This window comes from Parasedimentitalea denitrificans, from assembly GCF_011813015.1.
Classification (GTDB): domain Bacteria; phylum Pseudomonadota; class Alphaproteobacteria; order Rhodobacterales; family Rhodobacteraceae; genus Parasedimentitalea; species Parasedimentitalea denitrificans.
Genome location: NZ_QHLQ01000016.1, coordinates 73,698 through 98,247, shown reverse-complemented (window position 1 = coordinate 98,247; position 24,550 = coordinate 73,698). Strand labels below are relative to the sequence as shown.

21 protein-coding genes and 1 pseudogene are annotated in these 24,550 nt (G+C 51.1%); 14 read left to right on the top strand and 8 right to left on the bottom strand.

Going from position 1 to position 24,550, the window contains the following annotated elements; genetic code table 11:
- The first annotated feature begins 599 nt into the window (after positions 1 to 599).
- Both DL239_RS15440 and DL239_RS15435 read left to right on the top strand, forming a co-directional pair.
- The gene (locus tag DL239_RS15440; protein WP_167684993.1) at positions 600 to 2,828 is read left to right on the top strand and encodes an adenylate/guanylate cyclase domain-containing protein; all 2,229 of its coding nucleotides are present in this window, start codon (positions 600 to 602) and stop codon (positions 2,826 to 2,828) included.
- Positions 2,829 to 3,121: 293 nt separating this feature from the next.
- Positions 3,122 to 5,347, top strand: coding sequence for an adenylate/guanylate cyclase domain-containing protein (locus tag DL239_RS15435; RefSeq protein ID WP_167684992.1), 2,226 nt, complete (start codon positions 3,122 to 3,124; stop codon positions 5,345 to 5,347).
- A gap of 166 nt (positions 5,348 to 5,513) precedes the next feature.
- On the opposite strand, the gene DL239_RS15430 is transcribed toward DL239_RS15435, so the two are convergent.
- Complete coding sequence (locus DL239_RS15430) at positions 5,514 to 6,611, bottom strand: alkene reductase (protein WP_167684991.1); 1,098 nt, start codon at positions 6,609 to 6,611, stop codon at positions 5,514 to 5,516.
- 102 nt (positions 6,612 to 6,713) lie between these two features.
- On the opposite strand from DL239_RS15430, the gene DL239_RS15425 reads away from it, so the two are divergent.
- Positions 6,714 to 7,625, top strand: coding sequence for a LysR family transcriptional regulator (locus DL239_RS15425; protein WP_167684990.1), 912 nt, complete (start codon positions 6,714 to 6,716; stop codon positions 7,623 to 7,625).
- Between the two features lie 112 nt (positions 7,626 to 7,737).
- On the opposite strand, the gene DL239_RS15420 is transcribed toward DL239_RS15425, so the two are convergent.
- Positions 7,738 to 8,154, bottom strand: coding sequence for a winged helix-turn-helix transcriptional regulator (locus DL239_RS15420; protein ID WP_167684989.1), 417 nt, complete (start codon positions 8,152 to 8,154; stop codon positions 7,738 to 7,740).
- A gap of 226 nt (positions 8,155 to 8,380) precedes the next feature.
- On the opposite strand from DL239_RS15420, the gene DL239_RS15415 reads away from it, so the two are divergent.
- The 6 genes from DL239_RS15415 (at position 8,381) to DL239_RS15390 (ending at position 12,802) form a co-directional block, all read left to right on the top strand.
- Positions 8,381 to 9,121 carry a cupin domain-containing protein gene (locus tag DL239_RS15415; RefSeq protein WP_167684988.1) on the top strand — a complete coding sequence of 247 codons (741 nt, stop codon included), beginning with the start codon at positions 8,381 to 8,383 and terminating at the stop codon, positions 9,119 to 9,121.
- Positions 9,122 to 9,184: 63 nt separating this feature from the next.
- Complete coding sequence (gloA, locus tag DL239_RS15410) at positions 9,185 to 9,607, top strand: lactoylglutathione lyase (RefSeq protein WP_167684987.1); 423 nt, start codon at positions 9,185 to 9,187, stop codon at positions 9,605 to 9,607.
- Positions 9,608 to 9,652: 45 nt separating this feature from the next.
- Entirely contained in the window at positions 9,653 to 10,285 is a 633-nt protein-coding gene (locus tag DL239_RS21515) for a hypothetical protein (RefSeq protein ID WP_206188481.1), read from the top strand.
- Between the two features lie 62 nt (positions 10,286 to 10,347).
- Positions 10,348 to 11,061 (top strand): alpha/beta fold hydrolase, encoded by a 714-nt coding sequence (locus DL239_RS15400; protein WP_167684986.1) that lies wholly within the window; start codon positions 10,348 to 10,350, stop codon positions 11,059 to 11,061.
- A gap of 825 nt (positions 11,062 to 11,886) precedes the next feature.
- Positions 11,887 to 12,177 carry a hypothetical protein gene (locus DL239_RS15395; protein WP_167684985.1) on the top strand — a complete coding sequence of 97 codons (291 nt, stop codon included), beginning with the start codon at positions 11,887 to 11,889 and terminating at the stop codon, positions 12,175 to 12,177.
- Positions 12,178 to 12,205: 28 nt separating this feature from the next.
- Complete coding sequence (locus DL239_RS15390; protein WP_167684984.1) at positions 12,206 to 12,802, top strand: hypothetical protein; 597 nt, start codon at positions 12,206 to 12,208, stop codon at positions 12,800 to 12,802.
- A 108-nt stretch (positions 12,803 to 12,910) separates the two neighbouring features.
- Here the strand turns inward: DL239_RS15390 and DL239_RS15385 are convergent, their stop codons facing one another.
- Positions 12,911 to 13,294: a hypothetical protein gene (locus DL239_RS15385; RefSeq protein ID WP_167684983.1), complete on the bottom strand. Its 384-nt coding sequence runs from the start codon at positions 13,292 to 13,294 to the stop codon at positions 12,911 to 12,913.
- 134 nt (positions 13,295 to 13,428) lie between these two features.
- Here DL239_RS15385 and DL239_RS15380 point away from each other — a divergent pair, with 134 nt between their 5' ends.
- Positions 13,429 to 13,740: a hypothetical protein gene (locus DL239_RS15380; protein WP_167684982.1), complete on the top strand. Its 312-nt coding sequence runs from the start codon at positions 13,429 to 13,431 to the stop codon at positions 13,738 to 13,740.
- A gap of 211 nt (positions 13,741 to 13,951) precedes the next feature.
- Here DL239_RS15380 and DL239_RS15375 read toward each other — a convergent pair whose 3' ends face one another.
- Positions 13,952 to 15,181 carry an MFS transporter gene (locus DL239_RS15375; RefSeq protein WP_206188480.1) on the bottom strand — a complete coding sequence of 410 codons (1,230 nt, stop codon included), beginning with the start codon at positions 15,179 to 15,181 and terminating at the stop codon, positions 13,952 to 13,954.
- Between the two features lie 236 nt (positions 15,182 to 15,417).
- Here DL239_RS15375 and DL239_RS15370 point away from each other — a divergent pair, with 236 nt between their 5' ends.
- The 4 genes and pseudogenes from DL239_RS15370 (at position 15,418) to DL239_RS15350 (ending at position 17,338) form a co-directional block, all read left to right on the top strand.
- Positions 15,418 to 15,636, top strand: a complete 219-nt coding sequence (locus DL239_RS15370; RefSeq protein WP_167684981.1) for a hypothetical protein — start codon at positions 15,418 to 15,420, stop codon at positions 15,634 to 15,636.
- Positions 15,637 to 15,661: 25 nt separating this feature from the next.
- A complete protein-coding gene (locus tag DL239_RS15365) occupies positions 15,662 to 16,081 on the top strand; it encodes an ACT domain-containing protein (RefSeq protein WP_167684980.1) in 420 nt (139 codons plus the stop codon).
- 218 nt (positions 16,082 to 16,299) lie between these two features.
- Complete coding sequence (locus DL239_RS15360) at positions 16,300 to 16,596, top strand: antibiotic biosynthesis monooxygenase family protein (protein ID WP_167684979.1); 297 nt, start codon at positions 16,300 to 16,302, stop codon at positions 16,594 to 16,596.
- Positions 16,597 to 16,769: 173 nt separating this feature from the next.
- Positions 16,770 to 17,338, top strand: a pseudogene (locus DL239_RS15350) (epoxide hydrolase family protein).
- 102 nt (positions 17,339 to 17,440) lie between these two features.
- On the opposite strand, the gene DL239_RS15345 reads toward DL239_RS15350, so the two are convergent.
- The 4 genes from DL239_RS15345 to DL239_RS15330 all read right to left on the bottom strand — a co-directional run bounded on the left by DL239_RS15345 (position 17,441) and on the right by DL239_RS15330 (position 24,378).
- Complete coding sequence (locus tag DL239_RS15345) at positions 17,441 to 19,825, bottom strand: hypothetical protein (protein WP_167684977.1); 2,385 nt, start codon at positions 19,823 to 19,825, stop codon at positions 17,441 to 17,443.
- A gap of 352 nt (positions 19,826 to 20,177) precedes the next feature.
- Positions 20,178 to 20,522 carry a DUF3010 family protein gene (locus tag DL239_RS21725; RefSeq protein WP_369410576.1) on the bottom strand — a complete coding sequence of 115 codons (345 nt, stop codon included), beginning with the start codon at positions 20,520 to 20,522 and terminating at the stop codon, positions 20,178 to 20,180.
- 263 nt (positions 20,523 to 20,785) lie between these two features.
- Positions 20,786 to 23,167 carry a hypothetical protein gene (locus tag DL239_RS15335; RefSeq protein WP_167684976.1) on the bottom strand — a complete coding sequence of 794 codons (2,382 nt, stop codon included), beginning with the start codon at positions 23,165 to 23,167 and terminating at the stop codon, positions 20,786 to 20,788.
- The gene (locus tag DL239_RS15330; RefSeq protein WP_240931884.1) at positions 23,164 to 24,378 is read right to left on the bottom strand and encodes a DUF2357 domain-containing protein; all 1,215 of its coding nucleotides are present in this window, start codon (positions 24,376 to 24,378) and stop codon (positions 23,164 to 23,166) included. Before DL239_RS15330 ends, DL239_RS15335 begins: the two co-directional genes overlap by 4 nt.
- Positions 24,379 to 24,550: the final 172 nt, after the last annotated feature.

Here is a 24,550-nt window from a genome sequence, read left to right as displayed (position 1 = left end):
GGTCGAAGGGGGGCATTTCTAGGGGCATTCTGAGCCACAGTGGGCCAGATACGCGGTCGTTAGTCTATGTCAGGAAGTACTGGCTGGGGTGGTAGGATTCCATGCTAAACCTTTGATATTGCTATATTTAAACGTAAAATATTGAGGATATGGGGTCAAGCTGTAATTTTGTATCCCGGTTTGGTTCTCAATTTTGAAACATCGGATTCACGGAACCGATTTTGGCGAAGACATATCCCCCCTGGTCATCAAGGGAATGATATCGCCTTTGATGACGCCTGGACCACTCAGCATGATATTGGGAACTGTACCTGCCGCCAGGCGTCCCAACAGGGCAAGTGTTGGCTTAGAAACTCTGCAGCAGGTAGCCATCAGTGATCGCGAAGATCTCGAACCGATCATCACAAAGAGGATTGAGTTGAGGATCTCGTCGACCGGCTTTCAAAAGACATCGACATACGCTTGGGCCTTTGGCCGCGACTGTTGAACTGCAAGTTGCAATGTGATCGAGGGAATTCAACGAAAATGACTAATTCTTGAAACTTGTGTATGGTCGCCCTGGATAGGGACACGACGTTTATTTGAGTTGCGGGGCACATATGTCCACCAAATTGGAATCCAGAAGACTGGCCGCGATTGTTGCCGCCGACATGGTTGGCTACAGCCGCCTGATGGAAGTCGATGAGGAAGGTACGATCGCCCGACAAAAAGCGATCAACGACGATCTCATCAATCCGAAAGTGAAGGAATTCGGTGGCCGTGTTGTCAAAACCACTGGCGACGGAGCGCTCATCGAGTTTCCCAGCGCAATTAACGCTGTATTGTGCTCGGTTGCCGTCCAGCGCGAGATGGCAGACCGCGAAGTGGATATCCCCGAAGATCGTCGCATTACCTATCGTGTCGGTATCAACCTTGGTGACATCATTCACGATGGCGACGACATCTTCGGCGACGGCGTGAACGTGGCCTCAAGATTGGAAGGTCTGGCGGAACCGGGCGGCATTTCCATTTCAGAGGCTGTTTTTAACAGCGTGAAAGGCAAGCTTGACTTGGGGTTCGCTGATCTTGGCCCGCAGAAGGTAAAGAACCTGTCTGAACCAATTTCAACGTTCAAAATTCTGCTTGATCCTGGTGACATCGGCAAAATCGTCAAATCAAAAGCACTACGTTCCAGTTTGGTCCGAAACGGTTTGGCCGCATTAGCCGTCTTTTTTCTGATCGCAAGCGGTGGATATTTAGTCTTTGACAGCGTCGCGACACGTGGACCCGGGGAGCCCAGGCTCCTGATTTTGCCGCTGAAATCCGAAATCTCCTCTAACAAGGCATTTGCCGACGCGGCGACTGAAAATCTGATCGCTTCCTTCGCCCGGTTGAAAGGGCTGACAATATCGCCGCGCAACGTTTCAATGGCATACAAAGGCATCGAGGTCACGCGTGAAGACCTGCCTGAAGATCTCGGCATCCGCTACATTCTGGACGGAACTGTGTACTCGGAAGACGGCACCATTGAAATCGCGGCACGCCTTCGCGACACGCAAAACGGGAGCGAGGAGGTCATATGGGAACAAACTATGAGTGGGCCTTCAGCAGAAATTTTCGACCTATTGGCAACGCTTAAGCAGAACGCGACCAGCGCGATGAAAGTTAAGATTAGTCCAGTTGAGAGAGAAATACTGGCAACCAGTCCCATGGCAACTATTGATGCCTATCTCGCTTATTCGACTGCCGAAAACTTTCGTGGCAGCGGTAATTTTTTCGAACTCAAAGATGCCCTTCACGCATATGAATTTGCGGTCGAAAATGACCCGGAGTTTGTCGACGCTTATCTTGGGATTGCTGAGGTAAATTTCGAAATCTGGAGTAAAAGCTACAATACCATTCGTTTCGCGCCCCACGCGTTCGAGGAGGCCAAGAGGGCCGTCGATCAAATCTTGAAACTGAACCCATCGCACCCGAAGGCAATCGGGCTGCAAATCCTGTTTTCAATTCAAAAACTGAATCGGGAAAAGGCCGTTGCTGACGCTAAGGGGGCTGTGTTTTTTCGGCCTAATGAACCGTGGTTGAGGAACATCCTGGGTCAAGCCCTTCTTGCTTCGGGGCAATCAGAGGAGGCAAGAACGGAATTCTCCACTTATGAAGCCCTTTCGCCCAGGTTGAATTCTGCCGAAAAATACGACCTCATTCATCAATACCTGCGGCTAAATGACGTGGAAAAAGCACTGTCTCTTATTGCCGACATCCCAACTGAAGAATCTTACAATATCGAATACTACTCGGTTGCCGCAAATGCCCACGCACGCAGTGGAAATCTGGAAGTTGCTAAGTCGTATGGCGCCTTATTTTTGAAGGACACTGTTTGGGGGAATTTGACATGGCAGAAACCCTACTTCGACATCTACGCTGATCAGAGCATTTTCGAGGACTGGGCAAACGCATTTTCCGCCGCAGGAGTACCGGATTTGCCCTATGATTTTGGCAATGGACGGGAAGATGACAGGGTACGGCATGATGACCTGATCGAGCTATTTTCAGAAAGTTATGTCGAAGTGCACAGTGTGGGCCCATTCGGTGCCCCCTACAGTGAAGTACGAAGTCCGGACGGAACGATTGCGATGACATTCCAATGGATGAACGGCGTTGACTTGACTGGGACCTGGTCCATCAAGGGCGACCAGTTTTGTCACCGCATTCTCGCTGTCCATCTCGATCGGGAAGAATGCAACAACGTTTACATTAACCGGGAAAAATCAACGAACGAGGTAAAGCATATTTCGAACGTGTATTCATTTGGCGTTTTCAATTCTCAGTTCAGACGTGTGGCTGAGTAACCGGCCACGAGCTTCAAAGTAGCTATCGTAGACACGTCGACAACCGGATGATGCAACATTTGGGCATCTGGCTTGGGCTGTCCGCCTCAAATGTGACTTCTATAGCGATAATTCGATTTGTCCGCCCTACCGACTGTTATGCGTCGATGCACTCCCTTGAGCCTTTGCCCGCGGCTGTTGAACCGCAAGTTGCAATGTGATCGCAGAAATTCAACGGAAATGACTAATTCTTGAAACTTGTGTATGGTCGCCCTGGATAGGGACACGACGTTTTTTTTAGTTGCGGGGCACATATGTCCACCAAATTGGATTCCAGAAGACTGGCCGCGATTGTTGCCGCCGACATGGTTGGCTACAGCCGTCTGGTGGAAGTCGATGAGGCAAGTACGATCGCTCGGCAAAAGGTGATCAACGACGATCTCATCAGGCCAAAAGTGAAAGAATTCGGTGGCCGTGTTGTCAAAACCACTGGCGACGGAGCACTGATCGAGTTTCCCAGCGCGGTTAACGCTGTATTGTGCTCGGTTGCCGTCCAGCGTGAGATGGCAGACCGCGAGATGGACATCCCCGAAGACCGTCGCATTGCCTATCGCGTCGGTATCAATCTTGGTGACATCATTCACGACGGCGACGATATTTTCGGTGACGGCGTGAACGTGGCCTCAAGATTGGAAGGTCTGGCAGAACCGGGCGGCATTTACATTTCAGAGGCTGTTTTTAACAATGTGAAAGGTAAGCTTGATCTTGGGTTCGCTGATCTTGGCCCGCAGAAAGTAAAGAACCTGTCTGAACCAATTCCAACGTTCAAAGTTTTACTTGATCCCGGTGACATCGGCAAGATCGTCAACTTAGGAATGCTGCGTTCCGATCTGGTCCGAAACGTGTTGGCCGCATTTGCCATCTTTGTGCTGATCGCAAGCGGCGGATACTTTGCCTTTGACAGGTTCGCGACACGCGAAACCGGGCCACCCAGCCTCATGGTTTTACCGCTGAAAGCCGGAATTCCCTCTAACAAGACATTTGCCGATGCGGCGACTGAAAACCTGATCGCTTCTTTCGCTCGGTTGAAAGGGCTGACAATTGTACCGCGCAACGTTTCAATGGAATACAAAGGAATCGAGGTCATGCGCGAGGACCTGCCTGAAGAATTCGACGTCCGTTATATTCTGGACGGAACTGTCGGCGCAAAAGACGGTGACGTTGAAATATCGGCGCGCCTTCGCGACACGCAAGACGGAAGTGAAGAGGTCATTTGGAAACAAACTTTGAGTGCACCATCAGAGCATTTTTTCGACCTTCTGGAAACGGCAAAGCAGAACGCGGCCGCCGCAATGAAAATCAAGATAAGTAACTCGGAACGCTCAGTTTTCAACGCCCGACTAACCAGCAATATTGAGGCCTATCTCGATTTCGTCAAAGCGCAGCGACTGTTGAACGGCAGGAATTTCTCGAAAATCAAACCGGCGCTTCTGCTTTATGAAAAAGCTATGGAACTTGATCCAAGTTTCGTTGACGCCAAAATTGGCTATGCAGAATTGAACTATATAATTTGGAATCGGAGTTGGAACACAGTCAAACCTGTGCCTGAAGCTTTTGTTGACCTTGAAAAAACAATCGAAACCATATTAGCCGCAGACGCACAAAATGCACGTGCAATCGGCCTTCGAATACGATTGCATATTGAGCATTTAAACCTTGAGCAGGCGTTGTCGGAAGCTCGGGCTGCGATCTTTCTGGAAACAGACGATCCACGGTTGAGGAAAGTTCTTGGGTTGGTGTTACTCGCATCAGGCGAATATTCCACTGCCAGGGAGGAGTTTGTCGCATATGAAGAGCTTTCTCCAAGGCTCAACGTGGGTGAAAAACGAGACCTCGCGCAGCAATATCTTAGGTTAGGCAATGTTAAGAAGGCTCTTTCACTCGTTGCAGGCATTCAAACGGGAGAAGCGAAACTTTCTCTGCAACTGTTGCTGGCTGAGGCGCATGCGCGAAACGGTGATGTTGAGATTGCAAAAACCTATATAAACGAGCTTCTGAAAGAAGTGCCATGGCTAAGCGTGATCTGGTACAAACCGCTATTCGACAGTTATTCTGACCCGAGCATTTTTAAGGCTTGGGCTGACGCCATGATTGCAGCTGGGCTTCCAGAAACGCCATACGATTTTGCGAATAGTACCGACCACGAAAGAGTGTTGCATGACGACCTTATCGAGCTGTTCTCTGACCGATACGTGGAGACTCATGATAAAGATTCTTTTGGCGCACCTTACAAAGAATTCCGCCGGAGTGACGGTAAGATTTCGATGGAATTTCAATGGCTGAATGGTCAAATTTTGACAGGTAATTGGTACATCAAGGGTGACCATTTTTGTACTAAGCTTAGCAGCCAGCAAATGGGTCGGGAAGAGTGCATCACTGTTTATACTGACACGGAGCAGTCAACTGACGAAGTAAAGCATGTATTAAAGCTTCATTCTTTTGGCCTGCTCAAATCAGAAATCAGACGTGCAGCAGAGTGAATTGTCTGCGAGTTTTTAAAGAATAGTAACTGGCATGCTGACTACCGAAATTTTCAGTAGTTGAGCGACCGCTTTGGGTGACCCGTACAGATATCAATTCGGGTCATCCGGTAAATTTATTCAGCCGCGCTTGAGGAAAGCAGGCGCGGCTGAATACTTCCTCCTTCTAAGCGGTTTCGAACTCTACCGGCGCATAATCAACATACCCTTCTGCGCCGCCGCTATAGAATGTGTCAGGGTTTGCCTCTGTGAGAGTGATGTTGTTTTTGAACCGTTCCACAAGATCAGGATTGGAGATGAATGGAATGCCGAAAGCGATGGCGTCTGCAGTATTGGATGCCAGAGCACTTTGCCCCGTTTCATTTGAGAGCGATCCATTGAGGATCATCAGTCCTTCGTATTCTTCACGCAACGCACGCGCGACCGTTGGCAGACCGACAGACATCGGGCTACCACTGTCCAACGCGGGTTCAAGCACGTGCAGATAGGCCAAGTTGCGTTTAGACAGTTGACGCGCCGCGTAGGTGAAAATCGCCTTTGGATTACTGTCGCTGATCCCAAAAACTGCGTTAGTAGGAGAGAAGCGTACACCAACCTTGCCCGCGCCGATCTCAGCAGCGACCGCATCAACAACTTCCAGCAGAAATCTACTGCGGTTTTCGAGCGAACCGCCGTATTCATCTTTCCGTTGATTGGTTCCATCGCGCAGAAATGAGTCGATGAGGAAGTTATTGGCAGCGTGAATTTCGACCCCATCCAAGCCAGCGTCGATTGCACGCCGAGCTGCCGACGCGAAGGCTGAAACGGTTTCCCTGATCTGCACTATGGACATGGCTTCCGGGGTGTCAAAAGCGGTCGGGATGCCTTTGCTATTGGGAAGTTCACCTGCTGCAGGAATGGGCGACGGCGCCAGCGGTTTCTGCCCTTCGATGGCCTCAGAAATCACCGCCCGTCCCATGTGCCAGATTTGCATGAAGATACGCCCGCCTGCAGCGTGAACAGCATCAGCAACGGTTGACCATCCGGCTTGCTGTTCATCCGTGTAGATACCCGGAGCCCCTGGCCAGCCATCACCGCGTGGGTGAACCGCGGTCGCTTCTGAAATGATCAGTCCAGCGCTCGCCCGTTGGGCATAATGGGTGGCTACAAGTTCATTTGGTATGCCAGCGGGTCCAGTGCGTGCCCGGGTCATCGGGGCCATAAAGATACGGTTTTTCAGGTGATAGTCGCCCAGTTGGATGGGATCAAAAAGTATCGCAGTCATCTGTTGTCGCTCCATAGATGTTTTACCTGACAGCAATATTGTTATTTCCGTGTGGAAGGATTAGTCGTTAATTTGACAAGACACTATTACTTGGTGGAAATAATGAACTCTGATGGGCTGACAGAATTTCTTGCCGTTGTACGGGCAGGATCATTCACAGGAGCGGCAAAAATTCTGGGCGTGTCAGTTCCCCATGTCAGCCGCCAAGTTGCACGGCTGGAAGAACGGCTGGGCACCAAACTGTTCCAGAGAAGCACACGTTCTGTTCATCTGACACAGCCGGGAGAAACTCTGCGAAGAAGTTCCGAGAAAATTGCAGATGATCTCGAAGCCGCGCTTTCCGAAGTGTCCAGTGCACAGCACAACTTGGAAGGCCGGTTGCGGGTTGCCTCACTCTCTGGCTCCTTCGCGGATCAAGTTGTTGGGCCTGCGATGAATGAAATGGCTGCCTTGCATCCGAACGTTGAAATTGTGATCGACTTCAACGCGCGTCAGGTCGACATCCTTAGCGAAGGGTATGATTTTGCAATCAGGGCTGGTCCTATGCAGGATAGTGGCTTGATTGCGCGACCTCTGTCTTCGAGGACAAGAGTTGCAGCCGCATCGCCTGAATACTTAGCCAGCAACGGAAAACCGCTTTATCCCGCTGAACTGAAGGAACACCAGTGCATTCTGACACATTCCAACACGTGGCGATTTACGGAAAAGGGAAAGCTCCTGGATGTCGCAGTTACAGGTCGGCTCAATCTGAATTCAGGACAGGCAATTCTTGATGGTTGCTCTCGGGGACTGGGTATTGCCTACATGGCTATTGGCGGCTTCGGAAAAACACTCTCCGATGGAACACTTACACCAATTCTGAATGATTTCTGGCACACGGACCGCTCCATTCACATTTTACGACCAGATCGTAGATATACCCCGCGTCGCGTAGAAGTTGCTATTTCCATCCTCGAAGCATTCGCAGAACGTGCAAGGGTACACGAAATTCAGACGATCAGGACTCTGCTTTAAGGTTGAGGAAAAAACTATCAACCCGCTCTTAACCGAGCCAAAGGCGACTTTGTTTATAACTTGGTCTTTGGCACATTTCGCTGAGACAATACAGCTGTTCCCGCCGCATGTTTCAGCAACCTTTTTCTGATCTTAGCCCACTTTCAAATCCCTCTCGATCCGCTTCAATTTTCTCGAGAACCTCGGTCAGAGCAAATGAACGCTTGTCGTGCTCTCCACTCCAAATGATGATTTCCAGCAGGATCGGCGCCAGATCTCGGCCTTTCTTGGTCAGTGAATACAGAAAACTGCGTCGGTTTTGTGGATCACGTTCCTTATCCACCAGTCCTTCAGCTTCCAGAGACTTCAGCCTGTCGATCAGGATATTGGTGGCAATTTCTTCTTCCATCTCCATGAACTCGCTGTAGGTCCGCCTACCACGCAGCATGATTTCGCGAATGACCAGCAGCGTCCACCGGTCACCAAAGATATCCAGACCAAAAGCGACGGGGCACCCTGTCTGTCTGATTTTTGTTTTATTTTTTGTCATGTGAACTTTTAAAAAAACATCTTGCAAAACGCAAGGTGTAAAGTTATGAAGAGTCACGCCTTGCAAAACGCAAGCTAATTAACTGCCTATCCTGAGATGCCCAACAATCGGGTCACCTTCGTGAAAACCTACAACGTAAGTCGATCCCACCCAGAGAGATAGTCTCTCTGACCCAAGAAACATGTGCATCGGGAATTCTCCTGAGCGACCCAATAGGAATATGAAAATGAACTCTTTCTTCACCAAAACCCGCACCTTCACCGCCATTTCGGCTCTTGCCACTGCAGGGTTTGTCGCCACTGCGCCGTCGGCTGAAACACAAAGCAACTCGGTCAAACTGCTGACTGCCAACTTTGAAACACGCCATGTTGTTCAAGTGGAAGCAGGCGACTTCCACTTTGCTCCTGGCCAGGTTGCTCCTGTTCACACCCATGACGCACCTGCGGTTGGTTATGTCGCCAAGGGTTCGATTATCTATCAGGTCGAAGGTGAAAAGCCGCAGGTTCTGAACGCAGGCGATGCCTTTTTTGAACCCGTGGACCAGCGGATCCTGCGCTTTGACAACGCATCGGCCACCGAAGAAGCGATCTTTATTGACTTCAACTTGGAACAGGAAGGTGAGCCGTTTATCGTATTTGAGGACACGCCCACCGAAGCCATCGACCGCCGCACTCTGCCAACTTTTGATATCAACGACACCGACATCAATCAGGTCGACATTCACGAAGTCAACATTCCCGCCGCAGACGCCATTGTTGTTGAGAGTGATGTCGCAACAGTAGGCATTGTGGCCGAGGGCATTGTTGTCATTGAAACCCCAGGTGTTGAAACGCAGCGCATTGTGGCAGGTCAGAGCTTCTCGCTGCCGGAAAGTGTATCTGGAACCGAGATCAGAAACGGCTCAACCGAAGTTCCCGCCAAGGTGATTTCATTCCGCCTGATCCCATCCCAGACAGCCACCAACTGATCCATTGGCACACCTCAGCCCCGGATACTTGGGCTGAGGTCCCTCCCTTTAGGAGATTTTAAGATGACACTTCACAGTAAAATATTGCCCAGCCGCATCCTGTACACAATGATCCGGGTTGCTGATCTGGACCGGTCCTTGCGCTTCTACCACGACGCTTTGGGGATGCGTGAACTTCGCCGGGAAACGTTTACCGACGCGCGTTTTACGTTGGTGTTTATTGGTTATGACGACGGTAATGCGCTGATCGAGCTGACCCACAATTGGGATAGTGATGGTTATTCACATGGATCTGGATACGGGCACATTGCGCTTGAGGTCAGCGACATTGAGGCAACCTGTAACAACCTTGTCGATTTGGGTGTCAACATCGTGCGCGCTCCCGGCCCCATGAAGATGGCTCCTGACGAAACAGGCCACCGTGAGATCATCGCATTTGTCGAAGACCCCGATGGCTACAGGATCGAACTGATCGAAGCTGAGTAAGACCTTCCATTCACACATTTCTCCCTCATTATGAAAGGACAGGCCATGCCCCCCGCAGCCTTTGTCTATGCAGAGCTCCATGGTCCAGATCCGGCAAACTCTGCCCTTTGGCCCCCCGCGCCTGAAACGGATTTTCAGGAAGCAGGCTTGCTTGACGTCACATTGCTATCAGACTGCCGCAACAACAGCTCTGCCGGCTTTTACACTTTTGCGGAATTAGGTGACGCGACACAGTTTGCAACCGCGACATTATCTGAAAAAGCGCGATCGCTGGGTGTTACCTATGTCTCACGATTGTTCGATGCAACAGCGGTTCGAGACGCCAGTCTTGAGATGAACTCTCCTCATTTTTCTGGGGAGTTAGCCAAACCAGCCAAAGCGTTTGTCTATGCGGAAATGCAGGTGTCCGTGCCGTTTGAAAACGCGCCTTGGCGGGACCGCAATCCGGTTCTGAAAACCCAACCAGGGTTGCTGGCAAAGACATGGCTCAGCGGAATGCGGACCAACACCTTGGGTGGCTTCTACGCTTTCGACTCGGTTGAAACCGCCTGGGCTTATGCCGTGGACGTAGTGCCAAAAACGGCAATCGCCCTACAAGCTGCCCCCTACACCCGCGTCTTTGACGCATCCCAATCAAGGGAGGCGAACCAATACTTGAGTTCCGCGTACTTCGGCTAACCCAATCAATCCAGCTGTCATAGATGGCGAAAACACTTACCCCCCCCTCAAAGGAAAAGATAATGACACATTACATCCTCGTACACGGCGCTTGGGAAGGCGCATGGAGCTGGAACGAAACCCGCCCAACATTGGAGCAAAATGGTCATAAGGTGACTGCCGTAGCCCTGCCTGGCAGCCCGGAAAACGAGCAGAGCCTGTCACAGGTGACGATGAACAGCTATGTGCAGACTGTGGTTGATGCCCTCAATCAAGCCGAAGGACAGGTCAAGCTGGTCGGACACAGTCTGGCAGGGGCGATCATTTCGCAGGCCGCTGAACAGGTGCCCGATAAAATCGAAAAGCTGTACTATGTGGCTGCATTTCTATTGGAAAACGGCGACAGCATCCTTGAGGCTATGCAGCGTGATCCGGATGGGGAGTTCCTACCAGAGCTCACCTTTGCCGAAGACCAAAGTTATGCAACAGCGTCAGAGACCACATGGCGCAGCAAGGCGTTTCATGATGTGACCGAGAAGGACATTCAGAGCGCGCTGTCCTATATTAAAGACCTTCCGCAGGCGACTGAACCCTTTGTTTCTAAGGTCGCTGTTACAGACGAAAACTTCGGTCGCCTGCCAAAAGTATATATCCGCACGTCACTGGACAAAATGGTGTCTCCGACGTTGCAGGACGAAATGCTGGGCAATTGGAAGGTCGAGCATATCCACACTCTTGAAGCTGGACATTTCCCAACCCTGTCCCTGCCCAAGCAACTGGCCGAGCTGCTTCTCTGATCAGTCCCTTCACCCCTTGCATTTCAGTTGCGTGCAAGGGGTGCATCTAAAGCTTTAGCCATTCCCCTGGCTTTGTTGATGCCGGTAGGTGGGAGCATCCACGCTATCAACAAAGCCGCGCATAGTGACCGATGCGATGAAACACGTTCAAAACCCAATACTTTATTGGTCAAATTGAATGTAATGCTCATTCACCGCAACCCAATCGAAGGTCGGCTACAGTACTACCGATATTGCCCCCAAATCGTTGGGAACCGTCAGTCAGGGGACGAATCGACCTTTACTATTGATGCTCAAGTATCAAGAAGGGGGGGGCGCGCAAAACGGACCCTTCACTCATTTGAACGCCTCCACTTTTCCCAGCTGTCTATGCGGGAGATCATCTAAATTCCGTCATTCTCAGCCGCCTGTGCGGCAGCGCTCTGCTTGTTCAGCAGCATACACTTGATAGCCGCCGAAAAATCTTGCTCGCAATGGCATACATCCCTGACCAACGCAGTTATCTTGCCAGCGCCGCACATGAGCCTCAAGTCAACTGACTCGACAGATCCAATAGGGTCCTGCAATCTTGCCAAATAAGTAGCTCTTGGAGATGGAGGACGGGATATAAAGGACGCGGCACTCGAAAGCACCGCGCCAGCTTAAATATCTTTTCGGCCGCCTCTGGTTAAATACACACTCACTCACAAGTAGCAGCAACCGGACTGTAACTGAGAGTAAGGCAGTTTTTCTTAGTGTCAATGTGAGACTTGTAGGGTTGCTGTTGTACCAATTATGTTTGTGATGATATGGTGCCTCGAGCACCAGTGTATTGGACGTGAATGTATGTCTAAGATTTCCAAATTGGCAGAGCTACGAAAGTTGATGTTGGAAATGGAGCGTTCAATTGGGCTTTTGGACCTGTCTCCAGTCGAACGCGACATCTACTACGCAGCGACTGATCTCTCAAATGCACTCAACGGTGTAAGAACCACCGACTTGCTTGATCACAAGCTCGTTGTTGAAGTGTCTCGTCCAACATTTTTTCGAGCACTCAAATCGTTGGTTTCCAGAGGATACCTCATTCAGGCCCAAGAGACCGGACGTGGTCAGTACACTGTGAAATCCTTGGATTAGTGGTGTGTTCGACTTGGATAGTGCGAGGATGAGCAGGTTCGACTACATGGTCGACTTCGCAAAGAGCTTCCTGATCGTGGTCGCAGTTTATGTTCTGTGCCACGGTGTTACCGCGTTTGTTGTGACACCCGTCCAGAATTTGTTCTTCTCTGATATCACAGTTTTCGCAAGCCTGATTTACTTGCCCCATGGAGTGCGCGTACTGGCAACGTGGCTATCGGGTTGGAAAGCACTATTTTCGCTGTTTGCCGGTGCGTTCCTTTCGGAATTAATGTTCACACCGGACCCAATTTTTACGTTCATAGAACCGGTGATTTTGTGGTCAATTGCTGTCGGTGCCATGTCCGCATACGTCAGCTTCATTATAATGAAGTTCTTTGGACGCGACCTGTATGCTGGCCGGGACCGAGCTATGAACTGGAAGTGGCTTCTCATTGTTGGAGCCGTAGCTTCGGTCATCAACTCGGTGGGTCAAATATTTGTGTTTTCCGGGCTGATTGTCCCAGACGACCTCTTCGCCGTCCTGATTACATACGCCGTCGGAGACCTCGTGGGGTTATACGTAAGTATGCTCGTATTAATGATAGTATTCCGTTGGATAAGGCTGTTCGCAGATGCAAAATGAACGACAGGAATTCTGATTAAAAAAGAGACCGGCAGATGCCTAATTCGGGGTCTCCGAAGAGCCTCGTTTATCAACCATCCTGACGAATTTCTGGCAGAGTGGCATTTGTCAGATGGGGCTCGAACGGGCCCTTCGCTGAAATGATGCTGCGATCAAGCCTCTTTTCTCTTTCAAGGCCCGCAGCATAGCATCCAGGCATTTGCGCCCTATTTCAAGCGAGCACGTCGCACGGACTGCGCCAATAATACCGAAAGCCATCAAGTGCAGAAAATCTTCTTTAGATGCTCCCAGACTATTAGCAGTTGATCTCATCACGTCCTCGCATGGTGTCCATTGTCGATCCCCGCGTGCGGTCGGTCCCCACGCCAGTTCCAGAATAAGGTCAGTATCTGCGCCATCACCGATAAATAGCTTGCGCCCCTCAAGCATGATTTCAATTCGTACCTCGGGCAGCACCTTCAATATACCGTGTGTTGATGACCATTCTACCATGACCAAAAGGCAACGCCAGTGAGATCAAATTTAGTGTCAGATTGACACTAAATAATCCAGTCTTAAGCTTGGTGAGACACATTACGTTCCACTTTAGAAGCGTCGGTTGGAGGAAGTTGAGAATGGGGCGAGACATGAACGGTGTGGTCCTTTGGAGCAATGAAAGCCAACAGAAAGCTGTCATTTGGTGTGAAGATCAGGGCGATCTGGCGTTTTATTCGCAAGGGCAGTGTCAGGCACTTGTAGATTTGCACGTCGGTGATTTGATCTGTTTTGACCTGATGTTGCACCAAAATAGGCGCATGATTGAAAATCCACTGGTTTTGAAGGAAGCGGCCAGTATGGGGTTGGCGGAGAGGTTGATTATGGCTCAACCAAGAGACGTTGCAAACTTAAGGCCCGTCCAAAACAGTGCGCAGGTCATTCCCTTTAATCCGAACTTTTAGCAAGAGGTTTACGCGTCTTCGTCGTTCATGTTTGCGTGCGCCTCGCCGCTGCGATCATCGTGATGATGCGCGTGCGGAAATCCGATCCTACAGAGAAAGAAATAGTGACTCCATTGCCAAGGGATCCTGCTGTTTCATGGGCGATGGCCCCTTCACTGGCCGTCGTCATATAAAATGGGACATCAGAGGTCCTTCCACACCTTCCACACACTCAAACTACATACTCAGTGTCCAAGTCCGAGCGAAACTGCGCGACGCCGACCCACATCATGAACGTAGTAAAAACGAAAAAAGCCGCAACCCAGAGATACTGGAGCTCGATCCCGATCCCAAGGTCAATGCCCACCCCTGTGATACCCGGTCCGATGGCCGAGCCCAGCACCATGACCGCTGCTGCCATCGCCTTGATCGAACCCAGATGGCGGGTGCCGAAGAATTCAGCCCAAAAGGAATTGGGCAGGATAGAGTTAGCCCCAGTTGTCACCGCCAGAAAGAAGAAGCCGAGCAGAATGGTCGAATAGTTATCGGCATATGCAAAGATGATGAAGGCCGCCACCATGGGCAGCTGGAACCAGGGGATCAGCCGCGCTGTCCCAACTTTGTCCACCGCCCAGCCTGACAGAACCATCGAAACGATTCCGACCATGATGTAAAAGGGGAACATCGTCACCAGTTCAACATGGGTCATCTGTTTAGTCTCCGCGAAATGTACCTGGTGAAAGAAAAACGCGGTGTTAAACGCCCCCGGCCCCAGAAGGGCAGGCACCATGAACCAAAATAGCGGATGGCGAAACGTCTGATTGCGGGTCCAGTGCAAGGCTTGCATGCCCAACGATTGATCAGACCGCGCCAAGGAGTGCGGTGTGCGTTCTGTCCGCAGAAGCATCAGCAATAAGGGAACGCCACACACAGTGAGGAGCGCGGCGACACCCCACAGCAGGCGCCAATCATAGATTACCATGAGACCAACGAAGACCAGCGGCAACACAGCCTGACCCAGGGCGAAACCAAGCGAAGCTATGGACAAGGCTTTGCCCCGTGTCGCGATAAACCACCGCGACATGGCGACTAAGGCAATGTGGGTAGTCATGCCCTGACCGGTGAATCTCAGGCAGAAAATGATCACAGGCAAAAGCCACCACACCGGGTTGAGCGCCATGGAAAGGCAAGCGCCCGCCAGCATCACGAGAAATACGACTCCAAGGGAGCGCACACGGAAATGATCCGTCAGCCCCCCGGCCCAGACCATGACGGCGGCCGATGCGGAGGTGCCAACAGCATAGATGCCGCCCCATTGACCATGTGAAATTTGAAACACCTCGCGAATTTCACCGGCGAAGATCGAGATGAAATACGTCTGCCCGAAGCTGCTGAGAAAGGTCAGCAGCATCCCGGCGCTGAGCCAGCGCGCGTTGTCACGAAGAAAGGTCAAAATCGTCATGATCCTCTTTCGCGTGTATTGCACGCAATAGGAAGGAATTTCCGGTGGAGAGTTCGAGCTGATACTCCCCAAGTGGCGGGACCGGTCCATTGCGCGGTTGTGTCAAAGGTCGAGAACAAGGCTTGTGCTGCCTTGAGCCGAAACAGAACAACAGATGAGAACTTCACCCTCCGCGACATCTGCGGTCGGTGGGACGCGATTGATCCTCGTCCCCAATACGCTACGGCAAGGTCTTCTTGTCCAAACAAAAATCGTTCGAGCAGATCGCAGCGAACGGCGGCTCTCTACTTTTCGCTGCCAAATGCGACTGGTGCAGCATTTTGCCCTTTGCCTCCACTGTCACCATCGAGAACGGCCTCAGTCAGTCCATCGTGACAACGGTGGCGAATGACTGGTCAGAGCCCGAATTGGCCGCGCCAAAGCTTGCCGAAATTATGAAACGCTGCAATCCTTGACGAGAGACAGCGAGGGAGCACTCGGATGCCAGAAGTAGCACGAACAGCCGACGAAATGATTTCGGGGATGACGCCAATTGTACAGCCTGGCAATTTTGTCTTTATCACCACTAATGATCCTGCTCTTGTTGCATCGCTTTCTTACGAAGCCATTTCGACCTTTAAGGAGGACGAGGGGTTGTCGATGCTCATCCCTGTAGAATTGGCAGAAAAATCCATGCTGAATGTGGATCAGCCGATGCGTTGCATTACGCTCAACGTGTTTTCTTCGCTCGAAGGGGTTGGGCTTACCGCCGCCGTGTCAAAGGCACTTGGGGACAATGGTATCCCCTGCAACATGATCGCAGCCTTTCACCACGACCATGTGTTTGTGCCATCGCAAGTGTGCGACCAGGCTCAAGGAATATTGACATCCTTGCAGAACCAAGCGTCCAAGAAATCATAGCCGAGAATGACTGCCTCACGAACTGGGCATTGCCTAATAGTGATGGTTCTGTCCGTAAATCCACCATAGTCAGGCCACCTTTTCTGTACCGATCTATGACTGTTCTGTGCCTTTCGCGGGCGAAAGATGGGATTAGTGCTATGATATACCTTAGCGGAATTCTTCTCTTTCTTGAGTGAATAGGTGACCGTGAGTTTTGCATTATAGGGGGTTTCAACATGATCATGCGCATATTTCAGGTTGTGACCCGCCCGGGAAAGGAAGGGGAATTTAGCAAGTTTTTTCACGAGACAGCCATCCCGCTGATGAAATCCACAGAGGGGATTGTTTCGGTTCTTCCCGGCGCTCCTTGTTCAAATAGTCCACGAGAATTCAGCTTCGTTATGGTGTGGAAGGACCTCCATTCTCTGAAGGCATTTGTAGGTGAGGACTACGAGAGCCCGCACATCGACCCGGCCGAAGCCGAGTTGGTCGAGTCCAGAACAATCAAGCATTATGAACTGGTTGATGACTGACCTCGCAAGATAAAGTTCCGATTTGTCTACTCAGAAATCGTTTTTCCGGAACGTAGGGAAGGACAAGATCGAGCCCGAAGCAAACATGTTAGTTCCATTTTTACGTACAAATAGGAGTACGATGCCAGCACACGCGGTTCGCCTGATGCGCGTTGTCTGAGAAAGGAATTTCAATGACCAAACCCACACCATTCCGTACTCATGCCAGCGATACCCAAATGGAGAATTTGTGCACCCGATTGCACAATACGCAATGGCCGGAAAGGGAGACTGTCGATGATTGGTCTCAGGAGGCTCCGCTGAGTTATGTGCAAGAAGTGGCACTTACTGGGCCGATCAGTACGACTGGCGCTCACGCGAAGCAGCACTGAATCGACTTACCCAGTGGCGGGGAGAAGCGGAGGGATATGGTCTCCATTTTGTCCATATGCGCTCTCCACATGAAAACGCCTTACCTCTCCTACTCAGTCAGCGCTGGCCGGGTTCAATCGTCGAATTCTCCAAGGCGATCCCAAGGCGGCTGGACCCGGTTGCGTATGGCGGCAGCGCAGAAGATGCCCTTCATGTCGTTGCGCCGTCTCTGCCTGGATTTGGCTTTTCGGATAAACCGGAAAGGACAGGCATGGGCGTCCAGAGAATTGCGACGCTGTTTGACTGTCTAATGCGCGGGATTGGGTATGATCGCTACGTTGCCGTTCTCTTTGCGATGATGGGCCACCCACATGCCAAGTCATTCGAATAATTTGCCGGCCGAACCGGCTTCGCAACTTGAAGGCTGCGCGGGAGTGGGTCAACTGCCGTTTCGGGATCCAAGGTTCACCGCTTCAGAATTCCATGCCTTACTTTACTCACTCGCCGTCAAATTTTTCGCGAAGCCTTTCAGCTTTCCAGCCCATTTTTTGGAGCCTTCTGCGATTGTTGGTTTTTCAGAGAGAACTTTCAACGCGCGGCTTTTGGCGATGCTGACGTCAGCTCCGAAAAGTGATGCATCCTCAATCTTGAATAGCACGTCCAAGACATCATTAATGGTATTCGTTTTGGAATTACTCAGATCCCAGCGGGCTTCTGTCGCCGCTAAGGCAGCATCCTGGCGACGTTGTATCAACCAATGAAAATCCTGTGAACCAACTACAGGCATGTCCAACAACGCTTCAATCTTACGATCCAACGCCTTATCAGCCACTTCCTTTAGCTCTTCAGCTGCGATCAATAACTCCTCCCACCATTCCGGGGAGAACCAGTGCTCGAGGCTTCCACGTGCCACGCTCAAGCCCAGCAGTCCGGCAACACCCCCCAAGGGCCCAAGGATGACCACTCCCGCCGGCCCAAAGGCAAGCAGACCCACGGCATTTCCAGCTAAGCCGCCAAGCCACGTCGCTCCACCCCGCAATGAAACTTCAGTGGCAATCTCTGTTGGCAGTCGATGAAGGGGTATTTGTCCCTTGGAGTATGCCCAAACCTGTCCACCTACGGAGACAAAAATAGACCCCATAATTGCCGAATTCTCTGCCAGATCGACACCAGAAGCCAATGCCGTCTGGGTCATCTGAGTGATAGGCTCGAGGCCAAATCCCTCAACACTATGCACCAACTGCAGCCATTCTAAGTCGGCGTCGATCGCTTTTTCGACCAACTCACTATTCGCAATGACCGGAATGTCAGGGTATTTTTCAAAATGCTCGTTCAGCAGCCCTAAGCTTTGCCCACATTTCACCTGAACAGGAGCACCATCAACGATCAGATCAAATCCGGCCATATTGGCCGTAGCTGGACGTGCAACGGAATGCCCAGCTTGCACCAGTCGGGCCAAAACGAATTCCTCCGCGACATAGCCTTGCAGATTGTTTTCAAAACCCAGCCTGGAAGCTGCTTCTGTGCTATCCCACTTCTGGGAGAAAACAGAAAAACCCAGAACGGTTTCAATATTCTCAGATCTCGAAAAATCAGCGGCCTTCAATACTGTGGGATCAATCATCCAGGCCGTGTAGATTTTGTCTGCAAGTGTTAAACCTCCGACAGCAATGGCAGTTTTACCTTCAGTCGAAAGTTTCTTTTCAATCGAGGCATGACCTCCGAGCTCATCTCGCCCAAACCGGGGCGCACCATAGGGTTCTGGTAAAACCCCATTAAACGTCCCCGCGATCACGTGACGCTTTGCATAGTGAGATCGGTTGACGATTTTCAAGAGCTTTCGAACATCCTTAGCAGGCTCTTGCGGAAGTTGTCGAAAGTCGGACAAAAGGCTCTTCTGCCCATCCTGGCCTTTTAGTGCCAAGGCAACCAGCAAACGCCGCGCAAGCACTCCAACCAAGCTCTTGTTGTTGCGGTTCCAGGCAAATACCCCTCCACCTAAAACAGCGCCTACTACAGTGATTGGGTTTACCAAAACAGCAAGAGCAGACACGAGTCCTACTCCGCCAACCATCGGAATAAATGCAGACAGTTTTGCTGCGAGAATGTAGGCGGCAAATCCTCCAAGCTCTACGGCAAGAGCGAGCCCTGCAATTGAACCTCCCGCAATTATCGCTCCAATCGCCTGGATATCACCTTTCTGAATGGCAGCTGTGAGAACATCATCGACAACATCATCATCCAAGCAATTTGCTGCTTTTAACACTTGCTCACGGATCTCTGCCTCTTCCTGATCAGACAGGTCACCAGAGCTCATCAGCTGACCTAACAAGCGCGATGCCTCAAGGTTTAGTGCATCTTCGAACGACAAACAGTCGGACCTATCCCCCCATAGTCCCTTAATCTTCGCCCAAATATCTGGTGCCACATCCGGCACTGTGCTTTCAGCGAAAGTAAAGCCCATACGGAGGGTATCGACCTCAAGCGAGTGCTGAGCCAGGGGGAAAGACACCTCTTGTCCCAACGCTTTTTGCTGGTGGTTCCATAGAGCCAGACGAAGCTCAGTCTCGTCTATGTCTGAATTCTCGAGAGCTTCTTGCTTTAGCTGAACGGCCTTTGAAAGGTCTTCGAACTTGTAGTCAGGTTTCCCTATTTTTTCAGCTGCGAGATTCAAAACCTCCTTCAGTTGCGCTTGCGTCCCGAGTGTCTCGAACATGGCAATCATGTTGCATAATTCCGACCTCCCAAGGGACGCGATGCCATGTGCAATTGAAATCGAGCTCGCAGGAATGGTTGATAAGGACAATACATCGCTCACTTTTTCTTTTAAAACGTAGATGAAATCCTCCAAACTAAAGAGGGATTTTCCCGACTTCATTGGTACGAATCTCGCTCTCCGTACAACTCAAAGGTTGCCACTCTTCATGGAAAAGCAACCGATACCATCAAATTGTCGGGATTTGAAATTCCAGAAGCCACTCCGCACACCTAAAAGCTGGGGAATAACTAATCACGCCCGCAAACCCCAATCCAGAGCTGAAGACACTACAACCATCTGCCAGGACCACGAAGCGCCTTGCCCAATTGAATGGATTGAATTTTTGGCTCCTCAGTTTAACTGCCGGAGGGAGATTTCCGAATTTGAGCTGCTGGACCTGCACTTTCCTCTATTGTGGACAGCAGCCCGACTTGAAAATTACGTGTCCTTAGCCCAGAAACTCGGATGCCAATTACCTTTTAGTTAAGGCATATGCCCCTGCAAGGAACGCGTTCTTCAAATAGACAAGCAGTTTCTCAGGGTACTCTTCAACTTCTTTTTTGGCAAAGTTCGAGAGCGCAACTGGATTGACGAACTTAGTGTCACATCCTTCCACGAGTTGGATCAAGGTCTCGATTTTGAAAGATACGGCTCCACCAGCCATCTTGCCCTTTTTCGCACGCGTTTTGATTGCAAACGTCTCTACTTCATTGTCACGAGCAAACTCACCAAGTGAGGCCAGAAAAGACCTAAGGTCCTCTTCAGATGTGTCATCTTTGAGTTCTATTCGGGTGGTCTTCAGAGGGAGCTTCGCCACATTGCCTTAGTCATCCCTGTAGACGACGGCCAGTCTCACTTCATGTGCTGAAATCTCACAGCCGCAAACTCTCATTTGTTACTTTTCTTTGCCATTAGGAAGGACCGCGGCACCAGCGCGTTTGTTCGGTTACATTTCATCAAAAAATCCTCCGGATCATTCTTTTAGCTTGTCGGCTTGGGCTCCGTTTAACTTAGATTCCGGGACCGGCACCATTTTGCATCACTGTGTGAAGACAACATCATGAGACACGGCGGCCCCATTTAATCAGTAGTATTATAAATATCCAATAGAAGGTCTGGATTTGTTCCCTGACCTTGGAGTTCTTTAGCAAGATCCAAAAGTATGGGTTGGTAACGTGTGACTGCTTTTTTAAATCTTGGGCTTTGAGATTTACGCCGATTGAAATCGCCCAGCGTTCTTTGAACCGCCGAGGCCAGCCGAGACCCCATTTCATCCCTACCTTCTACGAGGGCCTGTGGATCGCACAACCGAAAACGCAACAAGCCAGCCAACAGGAATGGTGCATAGAAAAACTTGGTATAGTCCGAGTTCAGATTGTCCTTAAATTCAAATAGAATACGCTTGGCGATCAATTGCACTTGCTCCTGTGTCAACAACAGAGGAGCGGTCTCAGACCGAGACAGTAACAAGGCCAAACATGCTGCCTCGATCCGCCAGTTCCAAGTGTTTATCGGTGTTTCTAAGATACTACGCAGAATGCGTTCTTCTGTTGCTGTATCGGAAGAAATCCGGCCAAGCCCTTGATATACAAGAACGAGGTGAGACGGATGGGTAACAAACGGGTGTTTGAACAAAGGAAGGCTACGAGCCGATACGCATTCCAAAAGCAATTCTGAAATTTTCTCAGGGCATTTTTTGAACTGCCAGGTCAGAAATTTCAGTGCGGAATTGTTCCTGCGATCATCGACAGCTACAGTGCGCCGTATCGTATCCTCCAACGCGCGCTTTGTCAGTTTCTCCAACCGGCTAATGTCAGAGGGATCGACTGTAGTCGGCAGTTCACCGTCGCTGGAAATGCAATACTGCTTGAAGGGGCGCGACGCCAGCTTTGCTGCGAGGTCATCCCAATCAACAATTGATTGATCCACGTTCATTGCCAACAAAGAAGAAAGGCCGGGGCCATGCTTGCCATCTTCCCACGCGTGCATTCCATTGCTGAGGATCAAACGCGCAGGGATGGTCGGTGGCACATTCTCCAAGCTGTCAATGATAGTATCCCAATCCTCGGGCACTTCCTCAGCAGCTTCCCAATCCACCACAAACTGCCTCCCAAGATCACTTGCTTCCAGAAGAATACGCGCGCGACCCGCTGCGGGTTTTTGCTCGACCCAAAGAGAAACGGGCGAAGGGCTGGGCAGTGGAGCACCAATATCCACTACAACTTTGCGTGGATGTTCTTCAGCTTCCTTGTTCAGGTAAACAGAAATGGAGCTTTGCCCCGCTGGGATACCAAGGCGCGCCGGCTCTTTGCTGCGGAAATAACGTCCAGCCTCGAGGGTCTCCTTGCCATCGACAAGATCATAATTTTGGGCGCCATCATTAGAGAAGACAATTGTCGAGATATTGGGCAGAAAATCAAAATAGACAGGGTCTCCGCCAGAAATCCTGGTAGCAGCTTCAAGCGCGCCCCGAGCCACAGCGTCCACTGGAAGAGCACATATTTCTTTGTCAGCCGCTTCAGATACCAATGCTTCGACCCGCTTCCGAACGGTGCCAGTGGTCAAGCTTTCCAGTAGAATTTCGTCGCAGTCTCCAAGATCTGCCAAATCACCTGGTTCAAATTCGCCCAAGGGAAAATCCAGCTCGGATGGCGGCTCAAGTATGTCCCAATCACCGTTCAAGGTTCTGAGAATTTCCGGCTTAGCCTCTTCACCCAATAACAGACGTGCAACTGCATTGGCCTGCGCGCGGTGCGCTGTGCGCTGATTGAAGGTCTCACCGCCCAACACCGTTTCCCGCGCAGTCTTAAGTAAAGATTCATAGCCATACTCAGACCCCACTTGCTGTGCCGCGAACCGTCGCTCTGGTGCGAGCAATGAAGCATTTCGCCCATCCTGCTGAAGAATGCGAAGTCTTTGAACTGAGAAGCCGTCCTGACTATGATTGATGATACCCAGAGTTGTGTCCGGACGTGCATGCCCTTCGGCGATGTAGTAAAGTGCCGCAAGAACTGATCGCCATACAAGCATTGGATTTGACAGTCGTGAGGTGACCATCGCAGCTAACATTCTTTCCTGCATGGCTTCAGTTGTCGACGGGGCGTCATCAATCGACATCACCGAAAACCGTGCGCCACTTGCAAGACCGACAATGGCCGACGACAGCGCTGACGGGTTTTCAGCATGCCCTTCAATTAGAGCGCGAATAGAAATCTTTCGTTCCGGGGCACCGACTTCTCCCCAGCCCCCGCCAAGACCATGTGGAGCAAGATCTGCCTGCTTTCCGCCGACCCAGATCTCGGGCTTGCCCTCGCCGATGCGCACAACTGCACCAGCCAAGCCGCCTTGCCCAATCTGGGCAGGGCCTAAGCGCTCACCCTCACCAGGGAGGATGCTCCAATTTCGAGCAGCCAAGTCTCGCCAACCGTTGAGATCATACCCGCAGAGCTTCGCTTTTTTCATGTAACTCCCCGGTAAATTTCGCTGCGAGCAAAGGCGCGCAACGCATCCAGTCCGTCTGCAAGCGTCTGTCCAGAAGCACCGAGTGCAATTGCATTTACTCTAAGGTTGTCGTGGGATTTTGTTATTGCTTCCGACACTCCGTGCGCAGGTGCCAGGATCAAACCATTTCGGAGAACTTCATGGCTGCTGAACCGTTGAATTTGCTTTACACGTTCCAAACTATCTTCTGCGGATTGTTCGAGGTCGAAACGTTGCATCGCATGAGGTGTCCAAACTGCGACACGCCTCGGTAGATCTCCTCGGTTCGGGTCAGTAATGCGAAGCGCAACATGTGCTCGAGCAAGTGTCAGCAATGGACCCGGAGCCTCTGGACGGGCCTGAACTTCAACCACACGCCCGGTTTCACGCAACCAGAAAACAGCGAGCGGACGGTCTTGTTCAAACCATCGCCCCGTATATGCTTCGTCACGCCAGAGAATTGGCGACTGGGCAACCAATTCTGACTCCTCCAGTTCGTCCAAGGCCAAGACTATGGCAAGAACGGAAAAATCAGTCCAAGCCTGAGCCTGCCAGGCCCAAAGATCATCCTCGATTTTTTGGCGCTGCAAGAGTTTAATCCAGCCATCATATACCAGCCTATAGCCTTTATCTTGCATCAAAACGTAGTTGGGAGTGGCGCCTGGACCCGCCAGCCCGACGGACTGGCCAACTAACATACGAGCAAGGCTCAGGCATACCTTACGATAGCTATCCACGGCTCTATATCGGTTACTCGCCTGGGCATTTGGGTGTTGCCGGACCCATTCTCTGGCAACATCTGCAGCCAAGCGAAGGTAAGAGTGAAAGACCCGGTTTTCGAGAGTGTTAAAGTCCTCTTGCCGAACGGTTGCCAGGATCCGCTGATTGGCTCCCGCTCGCTCTGCAACCGTTTTGCCCGGTTGCCGACTTAACCAAACCATGGACGCACGGTCCATTTCTTGCACTCGGTCGAGCGGCGTTAACTCTCTATGTCGGCGTAACACCCTTCTGATACGCTTTTCAAGATTGCGAACAACCGGCAATAAATCACGTGCTTGACGCACGATCTCTGCCATCCTTGGATCTTCTTCATCTTGCGCTCTTGTCCAGGCGGCACGCAAGCGCGGCCAGGTTTCAGATGGCTCATCAAGGGCCTCCTGAAGTTCCTGCACTCTCGCCAGAACTTCATTCATCCTCCCAAGTGCTTGAGACGCAATTTCTTCGCTATCGTTTTTGGGCTCCTGCCCAGTACGGGGCCGGACAGGAAACCCACCCCGATCTGGCCGAAGGGCAGCTTCCCACTTGGGGTAAGGGTGCAAGCACAAGGCTTTACCTTGCCCTTGAAGCGCACCTTGCATCAGCAGT

Excerpts from the sequence above, each read along its gene's own strand:
- DL239_RS15440 (WP_167684993.1), top strand. The coding sequence starts at position 600 with ATGTCCACCAAATTGGAATCCAGAAGACTGGCCGCGATTGTTGCCGCC.
- DL239_RS15435 (WP_167684992.1), top strand. The coding sequence starts at position 3,122 with ATGTCCACCAAATTGGATTCCAGAAGACTGGCCGCGATTGTTGCCGCC.
- DL239_RS15430 (WP_167684991.1), bottom strand. The coding sequence starts at position 6,611 with ATGACTGCGATACTTTTTGATCCCATCCAACTGGGCGACTATCACCTG.
- DL239_RS15425 (WP_167684990.1), top strand. The coding sequence starts at position 6,714 with ATGAACTCTGATGGGCTGACAGAATTTCTTGCCGTTGTACGGGCAGGA.
- DL239_RS15420 (WP_167684989.1), bottom strand. The coding sequence starts at position 8,154 with ATGACAAAAAATAAAACAAAAATCAGACAGACAGGGTGCCCCGTCGCT.
- DL239_RS15415 (WP_167684988.1), top strand. The coding sequence starts at position 8,381 with ATGAACTCTTTCTTCACCAAAACCCGCACCTTCACCGCCATTTCGGCT.
- gloA (WP_167684987.1), top strand. The coding sequence starts at position 9,185 with ATGACACTTCACAGTAAAATATTGCCCAGCCGCATCCTGTACACAATG.
- DL239_RS21515 (WP_206188481.1), top strand. The coding sequence starts at position 9,653 with ATGCCCCCCGCAGCCTTTGTCTATGCAGAGCTCCATGGTCCAGATCCG.
- DL239_RS15400 (WP_167684986.1), top strand. The coding sequence starts at position 10,348 with ATGACACATTACATCCTCGTACACGGCGCTTGGGAAGGCGCATGGAGC.
- DL239_RS15395 (WP_167684985.1), top strand. The coding sequence starts at position 11,887 with ATGTCTAAGATTTCCAAATTGGCAGAGCTACGAAAGTTGATGTTGGAA.
- DL239_RS15390 (WP_167684984.1), top strand. The coding sequence starts at position 12,206 with ATGAGCAGGTTCGACTACATGGTCGACTTCGCAAAGAGCTTCCTGATC.
- DL239_RS15385 (WP_167684983.1), bottom strand. The coding sequence starts at position 13,294 with ATGGTAGAATGGTCATCAACACACGGTATATTGAAGGTGCTGCCCGAG.
- DL239_RS15380 (WP_167684982.1), top strand. The coding sequence starts at position 13,429 with ATGAACGGTGTGGTCCTTTGGAGCAATGAAAGCCAACAGAAAGCTGTC.
- DL239_RS15375 (WP_206188480.1), bottom strand. The coding sequence starts at position 15,181 with ATGACGATTTTGACCTTTCTTCGTGACAACGCGCGCTGGCTCAGCGCC.
- DL239_RS15365 (WP_167684980.1), top strand. The coding sequence starts at position 15,662 with ATGCCAGAAGTAGCACGAACAGCCGACGAAATGATTTCGGGGATGACG.
- DL239_RS15360 (WP_167684979.1), top strand. The coding sequence starts at position 16,300 with ATGATCATGCGCATATTTCAGGTTGTGACCCGCCCGGGAAAGGAAGGG.
- DL239_RS15345 (WP_167684977.1), bottom strand. The coding sequence starts at position 19,825 with ATGAAGTCGGGAAAATCCCTCTTTAGTTTGGAGGATTTCATCTACGTT.
- DL239_RS15335 (WP_167684976.1), bottom strand. The coding sequence starts at position 23,167 with ATGAAAAAAGCGAAGCTCTGCGGGTATGATCTCAACGGTTGGCGAGAC.
- DL239_RS15330 (WP_240931884.1), bottom strand. The coding sequence starts at position 24,378 with ATGAATGAAGTTCTGGCGAGAGTGCAGGAACTTCAGGAGGCCCTTGAT.